Annotated in this window: 13 protein-coding genes and 2 pseudogenes; 1 reads left to right on the plus strand and 14 read right to left on the minus strand. The window is 43.3% G+C overall.

Translation table 11 applies throughout. From position 1 onward, the window contains the following. Positions 1-15: 15 nt before the first annotated feature. From HRU78_12890 to HRU78_12935, 10 genes and pseudogenes are all read right to left on the minus strand, one after another. Positions 16-2007: a hypothetical protein gene (locus tag HRU78_12890; GenBank protein ID QOJ24425.1), complete on the minus strand. Its 1992-nt coding sequence runs from the start codon at positions 2005-2007 to the stop codon at positions 16-18. Continuing rightward, on the minus strand, positions 2004-4364 hold the full coding sequence (locus tag HRU78_12895; GenBank protein ID QOJ24426.1) for a sensor histidine kinase: 2361 nt from the start codon (positions 4362-4364) through the stop codon (positions 2004-2006). The genes HRU78_12890 and HRU78_12895 overlap by 4 nt, the downstream gene beginning before the upstream one ends. Before the next feature lie 56 nt (positions 4365-4420). Beyond that, positions 4421-5608 (minus strand): annotated as a pseudogene (locus HRU78_12900) (DNA translocase FtsK). Between the two features lie 339 nt (positions 5609-5947). Further along, positions 5948-10144, minus strand: a pseudogene (locus HRU78_12905) (DNA translocase FtsK). Beyond that, positions 10141-11673 carry a hypothetical protein gene (locus HRU78_12910; GenBank protein ID QOJ24427.1) on the minus strand — a complete coding sequence of 511 codons (1533 nt, stop codon included), beginning with the start codon at positions 11671-11673 and terminating at the stop codon, positions 10141-10143. Before HRU78_12910 ends, HRU78_12905 begins: the two are co-directional and overlap by 4 nt. Next, positions 11670-13502 (minus strand): hypothetical protein, encoded by a 1833-nt coding sequence (locus HRU78_12915; protein QOJ24428.1) that lies wholly within the window; start codon positions 13500-13502, stop codon positions 11670-11672. The genes HRU78_12910 and HRU78_12915 overlap by 4 nt, the downstream gene beginning before the upstream one ends. An 80-nt stretch (positions 13503-13582) precedes the next feature. Further along, positions 13583-14374 carry a phosphoadenosine phosphosulfate reductase family protein gene (locus HRU78_12920; GenBank protein ID QOJ24429.1) on the minus strand — a complete coding sequence of 264 codons (792 nt, stop codon included), beginning with the start codon at positions 14372-14374 and terminating at the stop codon, positions 13583-13585. Next, positions 14364-17867 (minus strand): hypothetical protein, encoded by a 3504-nt coding sequence (locus HRU78_12925; protein QOJ24430.1) that lies wholly within the window; start codon positions 17865-17867, stop codon positions 14364-14366. The genes HRU78_12920 and HRU78_12925 overlap by 11 nt, the downstream gene beginning before the upstream one ends. Continuing rightward, positions 17864-18805: a DUF4007 family protein gene (locus HRU78_12930; protein QOJ24431.1), complete on the minus strand. Its 942-nt coding sequence runs from the start codon at positions 18803-18805 to the stop codon at positions 17864-17866. Before HRU78_12930 ends, HRU78_12925 begins: the two co-directional genes overlap by 4 nt. Further along, positions 18802-19002, minus strand: coding sequence for a hypothetical protein (locus HRU78_12935; protein QOJ24432.1), 201 nt, complete (start codon positions 19000-19002; stop codon positions 18802-18804). The genes HRU78_12930 and HRU78_12935 overlap by 4 nt, the downstream gene beginning before the upstream one ends. Positions 19003-19776: 774 nt before the next feature. On the opposite strand from HRU78_12935, the gene HRU78_12940 reads away from it, so the two are divergent. Then, positions 19777-20109, plus strand: coding sequence for an HU family DNA-binding protein (locus tag HRU78_12940; GenBank protein ID QOJ24433.1), 333 nt, complete (start codon positions 19777-19779; stop codon positions 20107-20109). A 158-nt stretch (positions 20110-20267) separates the two neighbouring features. Here the strand turns inward: HRU78_12940 and HRU78_12945 are convergent, their stop codons facing one another. The 4 genes from HRU78_12945 to HRU78_12960 form a co-directional block, all read right to left on the minus strand. Beyond that, positions 20268-20438 carry a hypothetical protein gene (locus HRU78_12945; GenBank protein QOJ24434.1) on the minus strand — a complete coding sequence of 57 codons (171 nt, stop codon included), beginning with the start codon at positions 20436-20438 and terminating at the stop codon, positions 20268-20270. Between the two features lie 243 nt (positions 20439-20681). Next, positions 20682-21932 carry a type II toxin-antitoxin system HipA family toxin gene (locus tag HRU78_12950; GenBank protein ID QOJ24435.1) on the minus strand — a complete coding sequence of 417 codons (1251 nt, stop codon included), beginning with the start codon at positions 21930-21932 and terminating at the stop codon, positions 20682-20684. Then, a complete protein-coding gene (locus tag HRU78_12955) occupies positions 21929-22231 on the minus strand; it encodes a helix-turn-helix transcriptional regulator (protein ID QOJ24436.1) in 303 nt (100 codons plus the stop codon). The genes HRU78_12950 and HRU78_12955 overlap by 4 nt, the downstream gene beginning before the upstream one ends. Positions 22232-22309: 78 nt before the next feature. Then, positions 22310-23425, minus strand: a complete 1116-nt coding sequence (locus HRU78_12960; protein ID QOJ24437.1) for a DNA repair protein RadC — start codon at positions 23423-23425, stop codon at positions 22310-22312. Positions 23426-23442: the final 17 nt, after the last annotated feature.

Here is a 23442-nt window from a genome sequence, read left to right on the forward strand (position 1 = left end):
ACCCTTTTCACTCAATTAATTTTCAGGATTATTATCTGGTTTGAGTAATCCGCTTTGCATAGCGGCGTCAAGACCTGGAGTATTATCTTGTGAAAGGTCTCTTACCAAAAAAATTATGCCAGCTTTTGAAAGATCATTATTTGAAAGCGCTTTCAAATCGATTAGATAGTTCCAAGCCAATAGACCAAGTTTAGGGATTCTATCCGTATTTGTTAAGGATGGGATATAAGACCATTTACTGTCGTTAGCACCTTTGAGACTTATACCGCTAGTTAACATTTGCCTTAAATCGCCTGATGTGCGCACGTGATCGAAAACTTGTCGAGCTTTTTCTGATATATGTCTCTCATCCAATTCGGTAACAGCATCTATAACTCCGTCACTGGCATGGTCAGTCATGACAAGCCGGAGTACAGGCTCACTTTTCTCATCTCGTCCCACAAAACATACTGCAGCCTCTTCGAGAGCAGGGATATCTAGTCTCGTTGGAACTCCACTTACATTGGAATAATAGACTTCTACACATACCGGAAAGGTCGCGGGTAGCTTTGCAACCATTCCCACCCTGCCAAGTCCTGACAGAACCCTTTGCTGTAATTCAAGAGCATGAGCTTCGCGTAGACGAGCAACCACTGCAAGATCGCCATTTTCGAACACCTGCCCAAGCTGATCATGCGAGACCGTATCGATGTGTTTTAAATTCCATTGAATCCATGATAATTTTTTTCCAATACTGATCACGGGTGTTCTGGCATCACCTTTATATGACCAGTCATGTACCCCGAGGGACTTTAGTGTCCCCACTAGTAAAAGAATACGAGGAGCTCCTCCTCGTTGCAGATCACACGCTGGAGTTAAAATCAGCATGACCTTATCGGGTCCTGTGTCTACAAGTAATAAAGATTTAAGTCTATCTACATCGGCGGTTTCTGTCATTTTTAGAATATCACCAAAGGCCACAGAAGCTTCGAGCGCCCCTGGCAAACGCAATCTTTCAGCATTCTGAGCCAAGATACGCTCGACTATTACTTGCAGTTCAGGTGAGCCAGCAATGTAGGGAGGGGGATGATTTGCAATAGAAAATTCGTTTAGGTCAAGTGCAGCATTTATAATAGTAGACTCGCGCTCTATCTCATGCTGAAGAATGCGATCAAACACATCGACAAGGTAACTACCGGTAGGCTCCCCTTCAACGCTCAATAGAAGTTGCTGGATTTGTCCAATATCAGAAAGACGCAATTTTCTAAGAAGCTCTAGGGTTCGATCGGTCGCCCTAGCCATCCCTTTTTCAAGTGCACAGAAAAATGTAGCCAACTTACGAGAATCCACAGCGTTTTCTACAAGGCGTTCAAGTTGACGTTCAAGACGATCATTATTTTCTAAGTCGGATTTCTTAATGATACGGAAGGCAGAATCTAGTAATCCGACATAGTCTCGGAATTCGTCACGTTTTGCATCTAGGCGAGTACTACGTGACATAAGAATGACTAGTGGCGGGTTTTCACGCCTCGTCGAAAGGGCGAGTTTCAGTTTATCCTTTGATTCATCTAGTGCGGAATCATCTTGAGTTTTGTTGAAAAATAAATCGATCAAAATTAAATCAATAGACTGAGCAGCGGCAGTGAAGTTTCGTCCAGAGGTCTCACACTCAAGGCCAAGGACTCTGAGTTTCGCCAGTGCCAGTTCTATATATCGACGGTCAGAATCTTGGTCACTAATGTATGTTTCAAAGAGGGGGTTACAGATTTCGCCAAGATAATCACGTAAGTTCCAAATAGCTGCAACGTAACCATCATCGGCTATAAGCTCATCGAAGCGTCTATTTGTAGCTGGAGGATACGCGTCAGTTATCTTCGCCTTGTGCACTTCGAGCAAATCATCATTAAATATTGGCCAAGCCTCGTTTGCCGGACCAATATCATTTGCAGTGGGTATAGAATCACAGACATCGTCAACAACGAGTGCTCGTCTAATACCCTTTTCTGCAAGCAGGTCACGAAGCTTCATACTTCGGTTCCTTTCGGCAACTCTAAAATAAAGCGATGTAAGCGACCTGTTTCGGGATTACGATCTTCATCTAGTTCCAGCGTGCCACCATGGTGTTGTGCTGCATCACGAGCAATATAAAGCCCGAGGCCTCGTCGCCGTCGGCTATCTTTAAGTGAAAAAAACATCTTGAAAACCTGCTCGCGGTTTTCGGGTGCGATACCGCGGCCGTTATCTTCAAATGTCATTGTTGGAGGACTACGTGATAGGCCGATCTTAATCTCAGCTTTAAACGAGGACTCACGTTCTACACGCATGTCTAGCCAATAGACTGAGTTTGAAATAAGATTTTCTATTATCTGCACTATCATACCCTTTACAGCACGCACAAGTAACGGTCGGCTTGGGAGATCTAAAGCTACGCATACTTTATGACGCTTGAACTGCGTTTCATGGGCTTCAATTGCTTCGCGGATTACTTCATCCAATGCAAATATTTCTAGCCGTTGTCGGCCAGACACACTTAACGGGTCTAACACACGAACCCGTTTACTAATACTCTTCATCTCTGCCTGAAGTGTGTTGAAGTAACTTCTCAACTGATATGGGACATCGTTACCCTTAAGCTTGACAAGTGCTTTAAGTGCATTTTCCGATGCCCGTGCCAGTTCATGTGCTACCACTTCGACCATTAGGCCAACACCGGCCATTTCAATCATTTGGCGACTTTCTTGCTCCATTTCTTCAATTCGCTTCCGTGCTTGTGCAGCGAACTCAGAAAACTCAAACAAGGTCTGCTGAAGATCCTCAATCGCTTCTCCCCCCTCAGGAGGTGTGAGTTTTTTCAACTGCTGGATAGCAGTACGAGCACGATCTTCAAGTTTGATGACTTTTGCCTGTGCATCTGATAGATCTATTTTTTGATGCTTGTATTGCCGTTCGATGTCCTGCATGAACATGCCTAGTCGATCCTGAACTGAATATCGTAGTACCTGGAGAAGTACATATTGCTCAGACGTCTCGCGCAATCCTTCTCGATTAGTTTGATCGACTAGCATTGGATTTCCAGTTCGAGATATATTTACACGACCAATAAACTGCGTTTTATTAAGTGTATACCCCGATCTCCGTAGCGCTCTCCGGTCAAGCTCCAGCCAATCGTCTTCATCTTCTCCATAAGGAAACACCCTGAATCTATCACGAAATAAAAGAATTCCTGACCATTTCTGCTGTAATTCACGCACCGCTCGCTGATCGCCAATAGTATCAATGCTAGAGAGTCTTCGTCTGTTGTACCAGTGTGCTTCGAAGCTGAAAGGACCAATAGAAGTAAGTGCTGAATCTTCCACAGGACCATCTTTACCAATAATTGCTGCTTGAAGATCTTCTACCGGGAGCACCAACGTTTGCTGCTCGATCGGGTGTTCAAAACCTAAGCTAAGTGCCTCAAAATTGCAGGTAAGAACCGGTGATCCATTGATAATTTCATAATTCCCTTTCACGCGTGCATGGGCGGCGTTGAGGATAGAACTCGACATAATTGGAATTGCTATACGCTCGCCGTTCCAATAGATCGCAATACGGGGGCGTGATCCTGCATCTGCAAAGGGGTCAGTCAGACGAGCAAAATCATACTCCGCCAATTCACGTACCCGGGATTCAGTCCAGTTTTCTAGGAGATCGCTAATAACTATTGAGGTACCTGACCAGTCATTCTTTGGTTTGGTATCTCCAATATCTGGTGCAACCGGTATCTGATCGAGCATGGCATCTATATCACCAAACTCTGCCCAGTCGATCTCGAGGATATTGAGGTGAGAGTCAGATATTTTGGCTGTCTCAACTCTTAGCCGTTCTCCAAGCCGCATAGCTGAAAGCCGACCAATACCTTTCTCGCCAAGATATGGCGTCTGTTTGTCACCACGTTGAAGTGCAGCTTCAACCTCTTTCTTTCGTGACGGGGTACCAATTACGAGGAAATTGCGATTGAGATCTTCTAGCGACATCCCGACACCATTATCGAATATGGTAATAGTGTTATAACCTTTTTGAGCCATCTCGAAGCATTGTGATAGAGACTCAATTGATGTTGCTTTATTGATGGTTGCAGTGAAATCTCCACGCGCTCCTTCACTAGCCGTTGGAAGCAACTCCGACTTAATCTGCGCCTTTAACTCCTCCAAGGTACCACCGGTGGCGATTTTATTTTGGAGTCGCAAATAAGCTCGTTGGGATAGCAAGATATCGAAACGAACATCGACACCACTCTTGGTACGTGCGTCGAAACCATTCTTGATGAGTTCGTAGAATGCTATTATGTCTGAGCTAATCAGCTCAGAGCCAAGTTCTAGAACGGTTCTCGCAGTAATTCGGAACAAACCAAATTTCCTCTATTTATTATCAATTTGGTGTTGATGATTGTTCATTACTAACTCTATTTACGTGCCACTGCAATCAAGTGGGCAAGTTCAGAAATTTCTTCTTCCGAAGCAAAAGGCACTTGTGCAAGGATAACTCTACCTTCTCCTGACAGCTTAGCTGCCAAATGACCGCGACCAAGTAATCGTTCAGCACCTGGCTCGTCAAGAACAAGAATTGAGTTCCTCTTGTCTGCAACTTTTAAGACTAGGCGATTCGTCAAGTTTGCACGAAGTTGCATTGGTAGTGCATCTTTGTCAGGTCGTTGCGTAATCAATACTAGGTTAATTCCAGCTGCACGTGCTTTTACTCCCAAACGACTTACATTTAGATCCACGGCATCACGATATTCATTCATCATCATCCAATCCGCCAACTCATCATGAAACAGCCATATGCGCGGAAGCTGTTCGGAAGAAGAGACCTTGCAATTATAGTTATCGAGCTTAGTGACACCTGCCTCAGCCAGTAATCTGTTCCTTCTCTCCATTTCAGCAACTAATTCTTCCAAAGCATAAATAGCCTGACCCTGCTCCGTGATTAATTCACCATCAAGGTGCGGCATGGTGCGAAGCCACGGAAAATCAATCCCGGCCTTAGGATCAATCATACGTATGCGTGCTCTTTTGGGGGAATTTGTTGCGCAAATATCTAGCAGGAGGGACTGTACCAAGACGCCTTTGCCGCTTCCTGTTTCACCAGCAATTAGTGTATGAGGTCCATGAGACTGATGCCCTCCAAACTCATTCCCTACATTCAGATATAGCAACTCACCATCTGATTCTTTTGCGCCAAGCAGTAGACTATTATTTGACTCAGGTGCGGTTGAAGGAAGCTCGCGTCGTCGCCAAAGGTCCCGCAAATGCAATATTGCCCGATGTGGTCGTTTTACCATGATGATAATTTCCATCGGGGCGGCCAAAATATTGATGACATCAACAGCATGGGACGTCAGCAACTCCTGTCGCTTCTTTTCGACCTTTGTTACAGTCAAATCATCTGATCCCCGAAAGCGCACGAGCGCCGCATTGGGTGTTAATCGCGCTCCGATGAGTTCTGCAGTCATTTCATAACCGCGCAATGCTCTCTGCAATGATTTGACCGTTGTATCCAGCCAGGCTTTGGTATCTTCATCTTCTTCATCTGAGAAGGTACCTAAACTCACCCATTGAGCGAGTTCGCCAGATGGCCACATTTTTAGCAAATCATTTGGTATAGCATATTCTCTATCCCTCATCTCAGGTTCTGGTTGAGATGAAACATTTCCATCTACTGGTGTTGGCGAATTAATATTTTTTGTTTCTTTGGGTGGCTCTGGGCTAACAACCTTGTTATTCAATAAAGATAATGAATCCATTGCATGCAACATTTGGTTGCTCCTAGACTGAGCATTAGCTTGTTCGTTGTCAGATGCTGATTCCTTAGAAACCTGCGCGTCGTTCCACTCTTCGTCTTCAGACACTACCCGCTTGGTTGAAGATGGTTTGTGCTTATTAGTAGGGCGTGAAGACTCTACAACATTAGATTTGTCAAAAACTTGTTTCAACCATTCCGCAAGTTGATTAGATAACCACATTTTTAACAATTTATTTGGAATAGCATCTTTAGTGTCTTCTACCACTGATTCCATTTGAAATTCTGTCTTTTCTAATGCTATTACGAAATCGTTTTGTTTTGTTTCTTCTAGTGGTTCTGGTTTATCGAACTTGTTGTTTGATATGGGTACTGAATTCACTCCTTGCGACATATGGTTGCTACTAAGCTGGGTATCGGTTTGCAAGTTTTTAAAGATTGTTTCCTTAGAAACAAGCGCGTCAGCCCACATTTCACCTTCAGATACTGTCTGCATAGCAGAAACCGAATTCTGCTGAGCGAAAGATCGAATAAATCCAGAAACTCTTGTTTTGTCGAAGACTTGCTGCGTACAATGAGGCATTCCTTTTAAAGGTATTACATCTCCCGCATCTACGCATTCCTCAGTGTCATGAATGAAGACATGTGAAAATCCTGCAAGTTGAATCGGAATTTTGTCTTGTCTGACTTCATCTGACCATTTGTGTAGATCCCAACAGTTCATTAAATTCGGATCAAACGGCTCCATGCCTTCTATCATGAAATCCCCTAATCGATGTAGCCAGATTTCACGGTCTATTCGGTTGTGTTTTGGATCAATCGCACGGCTAAGACGAGCAACAGTCTCTTCAAGTTGTTTTGCAGATTTCTTTGCCTGAGTTCTATAACCAAGCGAGCTGACAAATTTGGCTTCAGAAATTGCAATCTTTAGAACGGGCATACCATTCACAATACGAGGGGCAATCGCCATGATATCGGCAATTTGCTCTTCCCGCTGGCCGAACCAAGAGGCTAAATCATCCAGAAAAAACCAACCCATCGGTAAATCTGCACTTCCAAGTCCAGTTCGGATTTGCTCCATTGATAAGACAATACCAAGTAATTCATTCGCATAGTGGCCGTAACGTGCTGCGCGCATAACGATTTGACCGGATAGTGCATTGGCCTGTTCGATAAGTCGGTCAATAACGGTTTCATTTTCGTCGATGATTGCTGGATCAAGTCGTTCCAGGCGCTCTTTCAGAAGTACACGAAGGAGTCTGGGGTTGGATGTTGTCGATACAACAATATTGCGATCTACATGCCGGTCATGAATATGACGGATGACATGTACTCCGTTGTTGCTCAAGAGACGACGGTCAACCAATTCATCGAAGTTAACAACCCATTCACCGATCTTGTGTGTCTGACGAAATACATCACCAATATCGCCATCGCGGAAATTGACTTCACGTGCAGGGATGACATTGTTCGGCATAGCATTGCCACCTTCGAGGAAGCCCTGTACTAGGTTGAGGTAGCTTTGACCTACATGAGGCTGAACAGGGCAAGCTAGATAAACTGCTGTTGCTGTATCAGCTAAACCTATGGGGCGCCGTCTAGACCAGCGCGCCGGAACATGATCAAGCAATTCAGAATGTCTTTCACCGGGTGCGCGTTTCCAGACCAACTTTGCATTGCGTGCAACTACATCCTGAAGCGCCACAAGGTCAGCAACCCGATCGATACTATCATCAGGGATATTAGCGGCGTCGAGAAAGCCAACGCGCAGTCTAGAGAGGAAGTTCCTGGCGGCTTCGCTGGCCATGACCGACCCGGATTCTTCGTTAACGGTAACATTTTGTTGTTCATACATCCGCCTAATACGCTTGGGATCTGAATGTGTTAACAACAGATCACATTGCAGGTCATTTTCTTGTTCGACTTTGCTAGATAGTTCGGAAGCTAGAGCACTCGGTAGAGCTTTAGACTCAGCGTTATAAAGCACTATTGAGAAATTACTGCGTTCATGAGGGAGAAGCTTAAGGTATTGTTCTCCGACATTTCCAAAAGCTTTGGCTGCTACACCGGGTTCAATGTCAAGCGCTTCATCCCCATTCGGGCGTGCCCGACGTAGCGGCGGCTCTGCTAGTGTGTAATCATATATTGTGTCAGCTGCTGCAAGGAGTATTGGTTGATCTTGATCAAAGCCAATACAGACTTCTGGATAATAATTCGAAATGAGTTCAGTCTGTATCTGGCCAAACAGCAAGTCAGCACGAAAAATATCATCTTCTTTAGCATTTAGAACATTATTGATCAGCTTTGCAGATTGGCGTGCCTTAATACTTATTTCGGCAAGTCGCATCGGATGCCACGGTGTAACAATTGCAGCAGGAGTGCCAGCGCCGACATTTGCAATACCAACACGCAAAATTTCCTGCCAAAGCCTTTCTCGTGAGAGATCGTTATTTGCATGTTCTAGAAGAGTATCAAAAAGCTCACCGTAGGCTATAGCCTGTTCTATAAGGGCATCTGATGCAATTCCGGAGCCTTCTGGTGTGACCCACTCTCGTATAGCCTTTGTGTATAAATTGATGAATCGCTCAAACGCTTCATGAATTTTTTTTGTACTGTATGTTCCCAATATGCTTGACATCTCATTGAGTGCAGACAAAAACGGCGTACTTCTGTCCCCGCTATTTTTGTTAGGGGCAACCAGCCTTCCATCATTTGAGTTGGTTACGTCCCGGATAGTATTGACATCATTGAGCGCTATGCGCTGAATACTACCCTTGGCACTGACAAACTGTCTGGCGATATCTGCTGTCGGCAATAAGGCCCATTTTTTATCTTGGTTGGCGACATTCAACAAATCATCAGGCAAGGCTGTTGCAATAGCATCGATCGGCATTTCCCAATGGAATATAAGCTTAGTCTTTGCACCTTCGGGATCGAGGATGGCCTCGAATTTGATAGACCGTGCTTCTTTCGAGCCAGAAGTAGTCTTAACAAGATCATCATCGACTTTTGGATAATAAAACTCCAACAACTTTCCAAAATCTAATTTGACATTTTCACCTAGAATTGTTTGAAGCCCTCGGTAACGAAAGGCAAGATATCTCGCAACTTTTGCGTTCTTTCCACGCCAGAAACTTTTCTCTCGGGCATTAGGAATGCGTATTGCCAGTTTGTTTTCTTTCAACTCCTCGTCACTTACACGGCGGCGCAGGCTGTCCAGAGTTTCCAGCAATCCCACTAGGAAATCTTGATAAACTTGCGGGTTACGATAGATATAGCGCTCCCATTTTCCAGACAGCTTTTTGTCGCGTGCGAGATGTTCACGGTGGGTTTCAAAGAATTTCTGAAGATCGTCTGATGGCTCCTTGAGAAAATCTCTTGAAAGTAGCTCACGCTCTTCATCTTCCAGCAGATCATCAAATTCATCGTCAAAGAACTTGATGGTTTGTTCTCCCAAAGACAAGGAAACTGTTCTCATAATGCCTTCGAACAAGTCAGAGATTGACCTCCAATCCAGGTCTGCTAACCCTTTTTGGGCATCAGACCAATCATCAATACGCAAATCAGCATCAAGAAAGCTCTGTATAGCCGTTCGTTCTGAATCGGTCAACCGATCTGAGAGATCTTTGAAATTTGTCCGAAGTTGGTCGCGTGGAATAGGTTCCCCTCTCTCTGTTTCTCGGACAAGAAGTGGTCTAACTTTACTATGGAGACTCTTGAATATCTTGCTCCACTCAGTTAGTGATCTACGCTTTTTCTCGGGTATGCGATCAAAATACCCTGCATAGCGAGGAAGCCTGAGGCTGGGAAGGGCATTGTCTATAGCCTTTTGTAAAGGAAGCCCTTTCCAGATAATTCCGTCCGAAATGGCTAGCACAAAATCTGCGAAGGTCTCGATCGTTCGTGCGGCATGGGAAAGATTCGCAGATTGAAGAGCTGTGAGTAGGTGATATCTTTTATGTCCATCAAGATAGTTAGATGTCAATCCAACTTTATCAATCCAAGCGTCATAGCTTGTTCTTAGAGTGTCAGTTTCGATCTTTGTGATTTTTTCAACGCTCTTGTCATTACGTTGTAGCTCTTCTTGCGATGCAGCAAAGAGTACCGCACGTGTCCCTTCTACCAAACGACAGTGACGCCAGTGTGTAATGGATTGGTCGCTTCTTGCATCCAAAGGCAGATTGCTTTCTGGATCGAAGAAGGAGGAGATCTTGACTGAAACGATAGCACCCGCATCTGAATCCGCCAAGACTGCCTGCGCAATTGAGCGCACAAGCGATGCCTCTAACCCAAGCATACAAAAACGCAAAGAACCTTCGGGTTCCTGATTTAGATGTGTCTTTATAAAGTCGAGCGCCACTGACGCAATGAGCTCATTTCTTGTCATGCATTGCTCCTGAACGGATTTTCGACGTAAGCACAATCATCAGAAAGACGGCGTAACAGCCCCAAAGTCCTTAAGCGCTGCTCTAAGCGCTGTGTATTCAGCATAAAAGCGTTCTGATCGGTTGGAAGAACCCCAAACGCTCGTTCTGCCTCACTGGCGCCAATAACCAGTCGAAAACGGTCATATAGCTTGGCAAGAAACCGATGGTACTCTTCGCGGCCTTCGTCAACAGTACAAATGACAAGCGCTTTGAGCAGCAAGTCATCAGGCGAGTACCATGTACCCGCACCTCGGCGTGATACTGCCAACCCAATTTGCCTTGCCCATTCCATATGTACTTTCGCAACGTGTTGTTCGTGACGCTTCTCTGCGTAACCTCTAAGGGCTTCAAATATTGCCTCCGGATCGCCTGAAGGCGAGCCCTCATCGTATTGCCATTCGTAGCGTTCTGTTAGATATTCTCTTACAGCTTCCGATGGTGCTCTTGCTTGCAACGCGGCACTCCACCGCTCGTCTTTTTTGGCAGATTCTATATACGCACGAACCGCACGCGTTGATAGCATTCGATTTGCTCCGAAATTTTCCTTCGAAAGTTCAAACAACGTTGATCTTCGTGGTGAAGCTATTTCCAATACAAATTTGGGCTCGCTTGAATCACCAATCTCTTCATTGGCGCGTCGCAGCATATAAAGCAGCATGTGCAAAGCTGAAAGGCGCATCAATGGATCGAACAGTACCTCCCCAGATAGGTCTAATTTGAGAAGCTGAGTCCATGTTTCCGCAAGCTCTTCATATTCAGGGCGCTTGGCAAAAGGAAGATAGCCAATTGTGCTTGAAACTGGATTTGAATCGATTCGGTAACCCTCCGGCAACAATGCACGAACCACACGATTCCATGTCTCGCCTGGCCGCAGTAACTTCTCTGAAATCATCTTCGCTATTTCTACACCCTTGCCACTGCGATTTAGCATCAGGTAAAGCAATTCACCGCTTCGTGCGAAGAAGCGTCGATCTGGGCTTCCTTTTACATTTGCGGGCAAATCTGCATAGAGACAATTTGGGCCGTATGGAAATAGAAAACGGGAACTCCATCGGCGCTGACGATGTGGCTCAATTGCTGTCGTCTGGAAGAACTCGACTACACGAGCAAGCCGTGTGAACGACCCAAAACGCTCTTGCAGATATTCAAAGTTATTGTCTGTAGAAAATGTCTTTAACCATGCACGCCACCGCTCCGGGTCAGATTGATAGTTATCCTCAATATAACGAATATGAGGGTTATTAAAAACCAATTGCCGTATTGGAATTAGCCGTGGAATATAGTAGGTAAACGATTCATGTGTTCCGTCGCGTTCTCCCTCATGTAGCGCTTTGCCCTCGGCCTGTCTTGACTGAAAGATTGCAAGGAACTCTAGAAATACAAGCCATGGCGTCTGGTCATTGTATAGGCGGTGTCCCCAAATAGCCTCATCAACCCAAACATTAACATCGTTTCTGTATTTGGCAGGAGCCTCGAGACGTTTATTCATGAGCCTAACCTGATACGAATGTTGTCGGCATGCGCTCGCCCACGCTCATCAACTGTTAGCGCTTGTAAACTGATTTCATCACCTGAAGGTTTTTCACCGATCAGATCATCAAGCCTTTTAATGAGTCGCAATTTGAAATCGAGGAAATCCTCATTACACTGTCGCGAGAAGCTAGCTGGCAGGCTACCACTGGCCACGCGAACAAGATACTCAAAGTGAGTGAGTTGAAGAGTGAGACTATCAACGATGCCATCGCCTTGGCCCGCAGGATCAATAACTTGCAAGCATGGTGTCGCGCCATCCGCTCCTACTGCAAAGCTGAGATAGGGGTCTCTTCGATGTCTAGTTGTCGGCAGGCAATAATTGAGGAGAGACGCTATCCGACCCCGTCCGTCACCTCCAGAGGAGGCAAGATATAGTTCTGCACCATCATCAATCATCATGCCACAAAACGTTCTGTTGAGCCCCCGGACCAAAAGTTCGGTCACGCGTGACACATCACTGCTATTTGCTAGCCCGTCTAAAAACGTTAAAAACCTGCCTGACGCTTGATAAATGGTTAATCGCCAGGGGTCCAAAGCACTTTCCGTCGGCAAAGAAAAGAAAAGGCGCTGCCGTTGCCGGGACAGAGCGTTCATAAACTCCTCTATATTTTCCCGTTCCCCTTCAAGATAATCACGTAGACATGCTTCATAGGCCGATGCTCCGTAATGAGTGTCCATCGACACTAATTCTTTGTAAAGTGCCGAATCATCGTATATCCCGTAAATAAGTAAATTATCAAATTTGTTATCTGTTTCGCGTCCGATGCCGAAAGCTTCAAGTGTATTGAAAACCTGGTATTGTTGCCGCTGACGTTCAGGCAGGTTTGTTCCGAACACATTTGCGTAGGGATTTGTCAGTCGATAATCTTGTTTTTCTGCTCTATTCTTCGCCGTTCGACAAGTCAACAAAATTTGCTGCCCTTGCCGGTCGCCCAAAAGAATGTTTACGCCCAGGAGAAGAAGGTCTCGGATAGGTATATGCATGCGGTTGGCGCGGGCAAGCTTCATCAACTCTCCCAGACGCTTTCGAAATACCGACCCGTTACTTCCATTGCGGAGTCGTTCCCGATTTATACGAATGGGGCAAGTCGTTGATCCATCTTTATTGAGTAAGTCACAGCCTTCGCATTGTGACCATTGAGGATGTGCGACAATCTGTTCGACGAGCTCCTGAAAATGCTCAGATGCATCAAGACGGCTAAGATTGAAAAGATCCAAATTAAGAGCGTCGTCACTTGTTCGCTCATCAACTAGCATATCCTCTACAGTTTTGAAAACCTTATGCGCTTCTTCTCCTTGGGAATCCGACCAATCACGCCAGCTGGCGAGAAGTTGACCGTCATTGGCTGCCACAAGATAAACATTGTTTGCACTACCGCCAGTCACTGCAAGGGCCAGATTGGCGAGCGCGTTGTTTTTCTCGCTTACTGTCAATTCGCTCAAATCTTTAATAATCGTAAGCGTTTTTCTGGAAGCAGGAAGTGAGAGAGAGACAATTTTCTCGCCTGCTTTCCATTGCTCAGGATCGCCGCCGAAATTCGTCCAGATTCGTCGGCAGTGGTATGTTTTGCCATCACCGGCTGTCCCCGTCAGTATCACATTGCGAGGCACCGATGACTCAAAGTTCTCCTGAACTTTCTGCAATCTGGCAGGAGTAATGTGAATTGCAGGATCAATCCCATGCCGTTCTATCTCGGATTGAATTAGTTCGTCGTACATGTTGTCCCCAGCAGGGATAGGCCCGTAATGCCGCAAGAAAGAAATCAAATTGTTAATATGAGTCATACTATCGAATTATGTTGTAAGAATATTCTTTGATATCAAAATTAAATTCTGTTTGAATAATCTAAATTTGTTTGTAAAGATTACAAAGAACAAATCAAACAAGATTCATCGGTTTCTTCTTCAGCAATTGATGCGAGCGTGACTTGCCAACTTTTAACCGGGAGGGATTGTGATTTTTGATTTGCGTTCAGCTTAATTTCTTCTGACCGGGCTTCAAGTTCGTCCAAGCTTTCTCCTTGTGACCAGGTGTAACGTGTATCTGTTTCGGCATCAAATTTTTCATAGTGCTTTGCCGCTTTAAATAAATCTGGGTGGCGTTCTTTGAGACCAACCCATTCAGATTTACGCTGAAAAAAACAAAAATAACATCCTGACCTGCTACGCCATTCATAGTAAGCAGGAATACCAAGACCAGAATCATTCAAAATGCGCATGATATCAGCATATACAAGACCTGCTTCTTTAAAAGGAAATACTGCCTTGATATTAGGTTTAGTACTTATATATCCTTCTCGATCTTCATCAGCACGTATTCCTACATAGCTAACGACGACATCATCACCTGCAAATTTTTCAAATGGTTTTATCTTGAGTTCACGAGTACACCAGCGAGTATTAGCCGATGGAAGAAAATTGTTATATTGATTTTTAAGAAGGTGATCAAAAGTCCGTGTAGCATTGATACGAGCAATAGGCTTGCCAAGGTAAGCCTCCAATTTATCCAAGTATTCATAAGTCTCGGGTAGTTCAGCACCTGTATCAGTAAAGAAGTATTCCATCTGTGGCACCTTGTCTCGCATAAAAATTGCAAGCGCAGAACTATCTTTACCTCCAGAAAGACCAAGAACGTGACGTATTTTTTTATCGCTCATTACTTGCTCCTGTTTCTTTTTTAGATGATAAATTATTATCTCTATTCTTTTGATTCGCAATGTGTTCTTCAAAAAGCTGAGCTAGAAGTGCTAAACGAAGATCTTCTGAAGGCAAATCACTCAGCATGCGCTGAATCAATTCGAATTTTTCGCTTATGGCTTTTTTCTTGGATTCATCAAGTGAAATAATAGCATCATGATCATTCCCACCTTGACGCACTGTTCGGAGCATTACCACCTCAATTTGAGTGTTGTGAGAAGATGGCGCGCTATCTTCATAGTGAATACGCAAACGTTCCAGATCTCGCAAACGTTTTGAAAATTCAACAAGACGGTATTCCGCTATATTGATATCTTCATCTAACCATTTTTCAGGAGGTTTGCGAGCGACGAAAGTGGCCAGGCTATTTAGCCAATGTCCGTCATCACCATAGGGATCAGCTAAACGACCCAAAAATGCCTTTAATCCATGTGTATCAATTGTATATGTTTGAAGAGGGCCATAGCGTCCGCGCAAACGTTCACGCAATTCTGAGAACGCAACTTTCTCATTCTCATTAAAGCTATTTTTAAGCATCATCCGAAACTCGCTCAGCAAACTATGATAGGCAATTCGCAGTTCTGAGAATATTGACTTTAATTCTTTGGAAAAATCTTCAAGTACTTCAATTGTTGTTTCTGCGCCGATGGGTTTGAATCCGCAGGCAACCGGCAATTCTCTAAACAACAATTGTGCAGGGGATTTGGCTGCAAAGAAATGCTCACGTACTTTCTGTGCTTTTTCAGAAATACGTTTGGTTCGCTTTGTATAATCCGGCAAATTGACCATAAACCTAGATAGTGGTTTAAGTACTGCCATCATATTAACCTCAGCAGGGTCATCAAGTGTAATTGCTTGAGCATATTTCTTGAAAAGCTGGTCTCTAAGATGATCAATTCTGAGGCGCTGAATTGAGAATATCTCAGGCGACTTCAAGATTTTTTCCAACAATTCCTGAGTTAGGAATGGTGAGTAATAACCATCTTCGTAGATAACAATTTCTTCCTTATAAACCAAATAAGCTGCAAGAAAAAGTACTGGTAGTAGGCCTGATTTAATACCATACGGTGGATTTAATAATTCTTGGTAAAGTTGAGAGATCGCTAGAGGATTCTGCTCGGTACGACTTAAGAAGTTATCAATTGCTTCCCAAAGGGATTGGATACCTCTATCTGATGCTAACTGGGATTCCGGTACTGTAAATTGCCACCCTTGATTCGTCTTAGAATGAAGGCCAGTAGCTCGAAGAATAGAGCGATAGATCGCTTTCTCTGGTGGGAATTTTTTAATTCCTAGATCTTCAATAGACTCCATTTCAAGCATAGCAAGCAGTAATTTCTTACGGCCAGCTATTGCACTTGAAGAAGGTTTTTCACGATTGATCAGTTCATTATGTAAATGCGGTGTTTTAGAGTAATTACTTTTCAACACTAAAGTTAGTAGCTCTTGGAATGCACGTTTATTATTTACTTTGTAGCGGCGAGCACCCCAATGCCAAGTCGATTTACTTGGTTCTTCAAGAATACTTGAGATAACCTGTCTTTCATTCTTGATAGCGACAGTCAACCTATCTTTGAGCTCACGTTGAGCAATCGGATCGGATGCTAATTCAGGACTACTATGCTGGACCTTTTGCAAAGCGATAATCTCAATCAAAGATTCTTTCAATGTTGCACTTGAATCTATAATTGCACCGATTGCTAGTGAACACCCGAGTGTACCTAAGCAGCTTTCAAAGAGAGCTTCATCTTCCCCCGTTTCTGACAAACATAAATATAGTGTAGGTTCATCTGTTGAAACGATTTGATTTGTATTAAATCTATCAATAAATATTGGTCTGAAATATCGTAGCGTGCCTATTTCAATCCCATAACGTCGGGCAACGACAGGTTGCAAAGGTTTTTTTTCATTAAGTGTCTCAGCAAGATGAGCGCTGGTCATCTGCGCTTTTTGCTCTTGTACAGAAGCTTCTAGATCAAAATCACTACCTTGCCATACACGATACTCGGCATTATATTTACGGTAAGTGATAATTGATTTTTCTAGTAACGACTCCAATGCGTGATTGATAATGTCTTCATTACCATCTCCACAAAGGGCAATAATTTCTTTTGATGCCTTTAATCCACCTTGAGCACTGATAATGTTAAGTAATCCGATAGTTTTAAGTAATTGGATTTCCTGTATAGGTGCATCCCCTAAACGTTCCAACGCCATCACGACTTCTGCCCAGCGGCGGTGAGTTGCATGATCTGTGGTTAGTCCTGGCTGATTCAAAATGAAATACTGATAAATTTCCCAAGGCATTATCCAGGGCAATCGATCATCAGTAATTTCAAGATGAGTTAACGTATCAAGAAAACCATATGGCTCTTGACTACCTAAATAGGTAAATAAAGTACGTTCATTTTGTGCTACTTTTTGGCATAGCGTAGGCAACAATAATAAAGTTAAAGGATGTAAGGGATAGCAGTTCTCAAATAATTTCTGAGCAGTTGCAACGCTCATTCCTGTGGGTAAAGCATTGACCAAAGCGAGTGATTTTACTATGTGATCACATTGAGTAGATTTCCGTACGATAATATCGTTATCAAAACTAGAAATCAGCGATGCCGAAAGAATTCGTAGAGTTTGTTCAGCGGATTCAAGAAATGGTACATTTTCAAAACGACCTTGTACTTTTTTCCACTCATTTTTAAGCTTCTCACCAAATCCTTGGAAATATTGTTCGAAAGCTTGATGTAATAGAACTACAAAATGCAGTGGAATTAAATTGGGCTTAAAAGCAGACTCCGCAATTGCTTGTAACAAAAATACATCATTAGCATTGCGATTCCTCGCTTCGAATTCCAGAAATTTGCCTAACTCATCAATTATGATAAGGATGCCAGCTCCTTGCGCTCGATGAACAGCCTTCTGAAGCTCTGAAATTAGTTCAGTTACTTTTGAAGTGGTAACGAAGTCAGACTCTGATATAGCCTGAAGCTGCTTAAGAATTTCCGGCAAAGGCTCTAGCTTTTTACCAAAAAAAACTTGAGCACCTGTAAGCATAGCTTTCGTAAGTCTTCTACTAAGTGCTTCTGGACTACCCGTTAAATTGATACAGCAATAACCACCAGTTCCGGTGAGTTCTTGTGTAATCTTTTTGGCCATACCCTCATCTGTATTTTTTAATACATTCATTGCATGTTGCCATGTTGCAGATCCTGGGTTACCTAATAATTGGCTAAGAAATAAGCCAAATGCTGATTTCCCTGATCCATAAGGCCCTACTAATGCCCATGCACGGGGCGTTTCTTTAGTATTAATTGTGTCGATGACACGACCCAACGTTTGAACAGCACGATGTGTGGGAATATAAGTACATGCACTTGAATTTTCTTCAGAATCTCGTTCCAGATTAATCGATCTGGTGTAATGCGTGTTAACCTTCAAAAGGTTTATCAGTCTCATGCTCTTATCTCCACCAATCGTGACTGGTTAGATTCTTCGTAATATTTATCTAATATATCCAATGGTTCAATTTGCTTGAGCATGTACAATTGATGAATACCGGCAGTTTCTCTCAGTTCAAAAACGCCAGGTAACCAAGCTATCATTTCTTCTAGTTTATCGATTAGCCCTTCTTCATTTAACCTATAGACGGCTCCTGGAGCAGCATAAAAACCATCACTGATCATTAATTTCTCGACAGGCAGGCTAGATAATCTAGAAACTTTGAAAACTTCCAGAACCGCATAGCTAAATGGCACGACTGGGAGATTCCAACGATTTTCAAGTTTAGACTCGTGATATTTTGAATTACCAATTTCATTAATCAACCCGAGAATAGCTAGCGGAGAGTCAAGTCCTTCTTCAATTGGAGTTTTCTTAAAATCTATTGTCGGCTCGTATGTTCGTAGCATTAATGTGATATCACTTCTCAAAGTATTATCGGCAACTCGGCTACTTACATTCTCATGAACAAATACTTGCAAAGCTTCAAATAATTCTTTTTGTGTGAATTCGGGTTTGTGGAATCTATTGAAAAACCAGAAAAATGCTGTTGCATTCTCGGCATTTGAAGCGATCAACCAATGGAGTAGCCAAATAGTGGCATCGTCTTCTAGATATGGATCATGTCCATTTTTTATATCAAATAGCCGTTTTCCTAGTACGGTCGATGTTAACGTATGTTTATTAGCTTCTAGAATTTGGCACGCAATAAGCCAATAGCGAATCGCATGAACCATGTTTTTACCCACGCCCAGAACAACTGTTGCATCATCCTTTTCAAAAATCGAGGAGTCTTCGCACCATGCTTTGAAGCCTTTTGTTAACCAACCAAAACGAAGTGTAAAGGTCTCATGACGACCAAAAGATACAGCAGAAGATTTATCAAATGGTTTCATTTTAAAGTATCCTTCATTTGATGTTCATCTTCATCAAAAGGTAAGGATCCTTGCGTGGTATTAGCCAAATAACTTTCCGCTGATAGAACGAACCAATCTTTAAGTGTAAGACCATTCTTCATTAATGTTGCATGCAGTGTCTTCTTCAATGCAGGATCAATCTCAATCACTACACGTCCGCTTCTTCCAATGCTCATCTATCCCTCTATATGATGTAACTTATGTAATATTACAAATTGTGTTCCAATTTCTGGATTTAGTAAAGATGCCCCTGATTTCGCAATTTTAATTACCGCATTCATTCATCATGCCCAGCAGCACGTTCTAAATACGCATCAATCACCGTTTGCTAACTATTAGCAACCCAATATAACAATAAGGTATCTTTTTTATCGGCGGCAAATATTGCGTAACTAATGATCCGACCATTAAAAAGATTTATTAGAATCTCCGTATTCCGGCCTTCTCTGCTATGAAAAATCGAACTGTTTAATGGCCGACTCTATAATGACTGAAAAAATTGGAAAGATTCCGGCCGTTGGTGAGATTCATCCAAGAGTATGATCCTATGGTGTACCAAATCATGAGTATTGGTAACTGCTGAATAAACCGGCAAAAAAATAATAGAGACCTCTGCAAAACGGGTTTCCTTCTTTGTAAAAACTTGTGCGCGCTTGACTTGAATATACTTAAATCGAACAGAAAAGCTCAAAAATACAGTTATGCCGCGTCTTTAATAATAATGACAAAACGCAGCCACATAATCCCGCCTATATAGAAGATCCAATACATAGACTTAGAGCAATCTGAAAAGCAATTCATTCAGGATTGAAATCCGACTGTGTCTTAAATTTGCAAATAAAATAAGTTTCCAGGTAAAAAATGTATAAGATGAATAAAAGTTATTGATTTTTCACATTATACCCTGCTAGATTACCATTCACTTCTTAAACCACTTTTAGGGCGTCCCCATGAACAAGACTGAATTGATTGAAGCCATTGCTACACGTTCTAAAACCACCAAAGCCCAAACAACTGCCATGCTGAACGGATTGCTTGAAGTTATTCAGGAAACCATGGCTAGTGGCAGCGATGTTCAGCTTGTGGGATTTGGTACTTTCTCAGTGACAGAACGTGCAAGTCGTGAAGGCCGCAATCCAGCGACTGGTGTAACCATGACAATTCCTGCCAAAAAGGTCGTTAAATTCAAGCCAGGCAAAGCCCTGTCTGATGCTGCGGCCTCTGTTAAGAAAATCAATACTGCCAAACCAACAAAGCCCAAACAAACAGAAAAAAAGAAATAATACGATTGAGTGTGTTTTGATTGGAGGAACCCAGGGAATCATCAAGGGAGGACAATTCCCTGGAGAAGGTTTATGAATAAAATCATACGGTAGAATTTGTTATTGCCTACAGTTATTGCATCGACCAGATAAATAAAACTTGAATGACCATTGATCCGTCAGTCAAACCAGTCTCGGCCAGCGATCATGTATCCAAGCATATTATGGTGGGTGTTGATAGTCACCACATAAACCCGCATTTCATCATCTCTTTCTGCTAATAATCCTTGAATCGCCATTCTTTTATCCAAGGGTACCCAATGAGACTGGTTATCATGGTCTTTTCCCATGAACTGGTCCAGCAGCGATTAAAACGGTCTTGGGTGCCAGAGTTTCCATTTGCCGCTTTTGATGGAATTCAGTCGTGCCCAGCCGCCGATCGGAAATTTACCAGTGGCTTCATCCTTGCGTCTGCTCCAGGCTATCCAAGTTACACTGCCATCTCGCAAACGCACCGGCAACCGCGCCCCGTTTGCGGGAAATATATCTTTTCACTCTGATATTCAATTCCGCCACACATAGTAACCCTACCATTAGCTGCTGCGTGATCGTGAAATTGTTTTTGTGGCTATTGAAATTAACCGTTGACTATCTTCATGTTCAAAGGATGATGACATACGCTTGATCTCATCGCTGCGTAATTGATGGCGTTTTGCGGTCAATTGCCAATTACCCAGACTTTTCCCGATCTTTTTTAATGCAAGATCGGTTATTGACTGATTTAATGCAAAGTATTCTGTCAGCTCCAGACAGGTATCTAATGATGGTTTAACGCTTTGGTTAAATGCCAGTTGATGCACTCGTTGGATAAAGGGCTGAGAGGTTGGGTTTAAATCATAGGCAGGTGCCAGTCGCCATCCCTGAGGGGCGCGCAGAAAACCATGATTGCGTAGATGATCATCAATATTGCCGGTCATAACGTTGAATGTCATACGCCGCCATAATTCCAGGCGATCTTGTGCAGGCTGCGCAGATTCACGATTAATGGCATCAGCTATTTCCAGATAACTCGCCCCCTCCTTGGTATCTTCATTGCGTCCTAATAGTGTCATGGCAGACATAAAAGGGGTACGCAGTGTTTTCTCACGGTCAAATCGTTTGACCAGTAAGACCGGCGAATCACTTTTTGCATTTAAAACCCTAAATGCTGTTACTTCAATTCCGGCTTGTTGTGCAAGATCCAGCATAACGGCTTCCCATAGACTGACTCGTTCTGTATCGTTCTGTGAAGAAAACTTGGCAATCCAGAGTTCGCCGGCATCTTCAATCGCCGCTTTAGGTCGCGCTCCGCCAAGCGATGAACCAGGCTGCGCAAGCATGGCAAGATCGGCGGCAGTCTCCGTACCGCTTTCAAAATGTCTGGCTGCGGTTTCAAGTTGTCGCATATGAATCAACTTGGGGATATTTGTATGTTCTGCAAGAAACACATCGGGCGTATGACTGTGACTTAAACGAAGTCCACCCATGCGCATGTAATCACTAACACCCAACATATAGTCACTGTCACTTAAAAAGATACCAGTTGTGCGTGTCTGAATCAGTCTGCCCCAACGATCTGGTGAAATATCCTGGAAAGCACCCCATAAACGGTTGTTCAAATACGGCATATCAACCAGCAAAGGGAGTTCCGGGTCAATGGCAAAGCGATTTGGGTGTTTGATCCAAGTACGCTCATAGATAAAGCGGTAATTTTCCCTGCCACGGCTTTTATGAATTTCCAGGTGACCAATGCGATGCAATTGTCCTTGCCAATCCAATGAGACAAGCAGGTGGGTATCATTCATTTAGAAACCCTGACTCGTTTGGGTAGTTTCTCATCCATCAGATCCAGGCCCAGGGAATCATGGGTACGATCCATCAGCATTTCGAGTTCATCGGCTTTACCAAGGATGTATAACGCCATCGCGTAATTGCCCATACTGGTATTTGGTTCGCCGCGTTCAATTTTTGCAACCGTAACCCGTGTAACGCCCATGCGCTCAGCCATCAACTGCACAGTAATTCCTCGGCGCTTTCTTGCGTCACGAATGTCACCACCAAGTTTCTTTAGGACTTGCTCAACACGAAATGATCTGACAGACATAATGAATACTATAGCGCACATGTTATTATATAAAGATCACTATAGTATACTATATATAGAACTAATACCGAATAACTGTCAGCGGGTACGACTTTTGCGCTTGCCCAATCCACCATCTTCCTTCACAAAGGTTCTGGGTTTTCTAAAAATAGCACCTATTTCACCGGACAATGACGCAAATAACCCTTCTTCTCGCAATGAACGATAATCATAGCCCTCAACGGTTAGCACATCTTTTAGTATGCCAACTTCACAGGCTTTGGATAATACCGGATGTCTGTAATCATTAGCATTCGTGATGGCAAATACGGTATTGACGCCAGAATTGCGTGCAAAATTTTGTAGTCGCGCCAGAAGCAGATTTTGAGGACGATTCAGTACCGATAAGGGTAATTCACTTAACGACAATACAAAACCATTTGCACTGATGCCTATCAAGTTAAAAAACTGATCTTGCTTTTTTAAAGCATGGCCTATCTTCGCAAGATCCTCCGGTGAGGCTATTTTCTCCAAAAGCAGCGTATGACTTTTATAATGATTGTTCTGATAACCTCCTGCCTGATCACCCATCCAATCCACAAAATCGACATGACCTTCTTTATCAATGATACTGTATTGACTGGTATTGATAATGACATGGCCTTTAAAACTCGGAACAAATGATGCAAGTATTTCTGTAAGCCTGATATCCTGACTTGATGGCTTAGCATTACCCGATGGATGATTATGCAATAACCAGTAACCATCTGCTTTAACATGTCGCCTAGTCTTTTCTACCAAAACACCCAGATCATATTTGGCATGACCAATCTTTTCCAAATAGACTGCACCCGGTAATCTGGAACTCACAGCAGTATGATGAACGATGCGATTCATACGGGTATAAAATATTCTCAGCGTTTCATAGCGCGGATCACGCAGTATTTGCGCCATTATTGCCAGATCATGGCCTGACTTGATGGACTGATTCAGGAAGGTGGTTCCTCCTTTTTCTCGGAAGTCTTTCGGGAAATCACAACCCAGTAAGGTGCCACCTGCCCATCGAGCATGAGATTCGAGCAGTTCTGTATAGGCACCTCTTCCTGCTTCCTTTTGCTTTTCGGTAGTGCCGGGACGAGTCTCAATGTTTTCATAAAGATCACCTTCATCAGAATTGGATGGGGTTCCTGGAATCTTCAGCATATTATCGCGCATCTTGTAGTCTCCTTAAA

It is taken from the genome of Gammaproteobacteria bacterium (assembly GCA_015709635.1).
Lineage (GTDB): Bacteria > Pseudomonadota > Gammaproteobacteria > Burkholderiales > Nitrosomonadaceae > Nitrosomonas.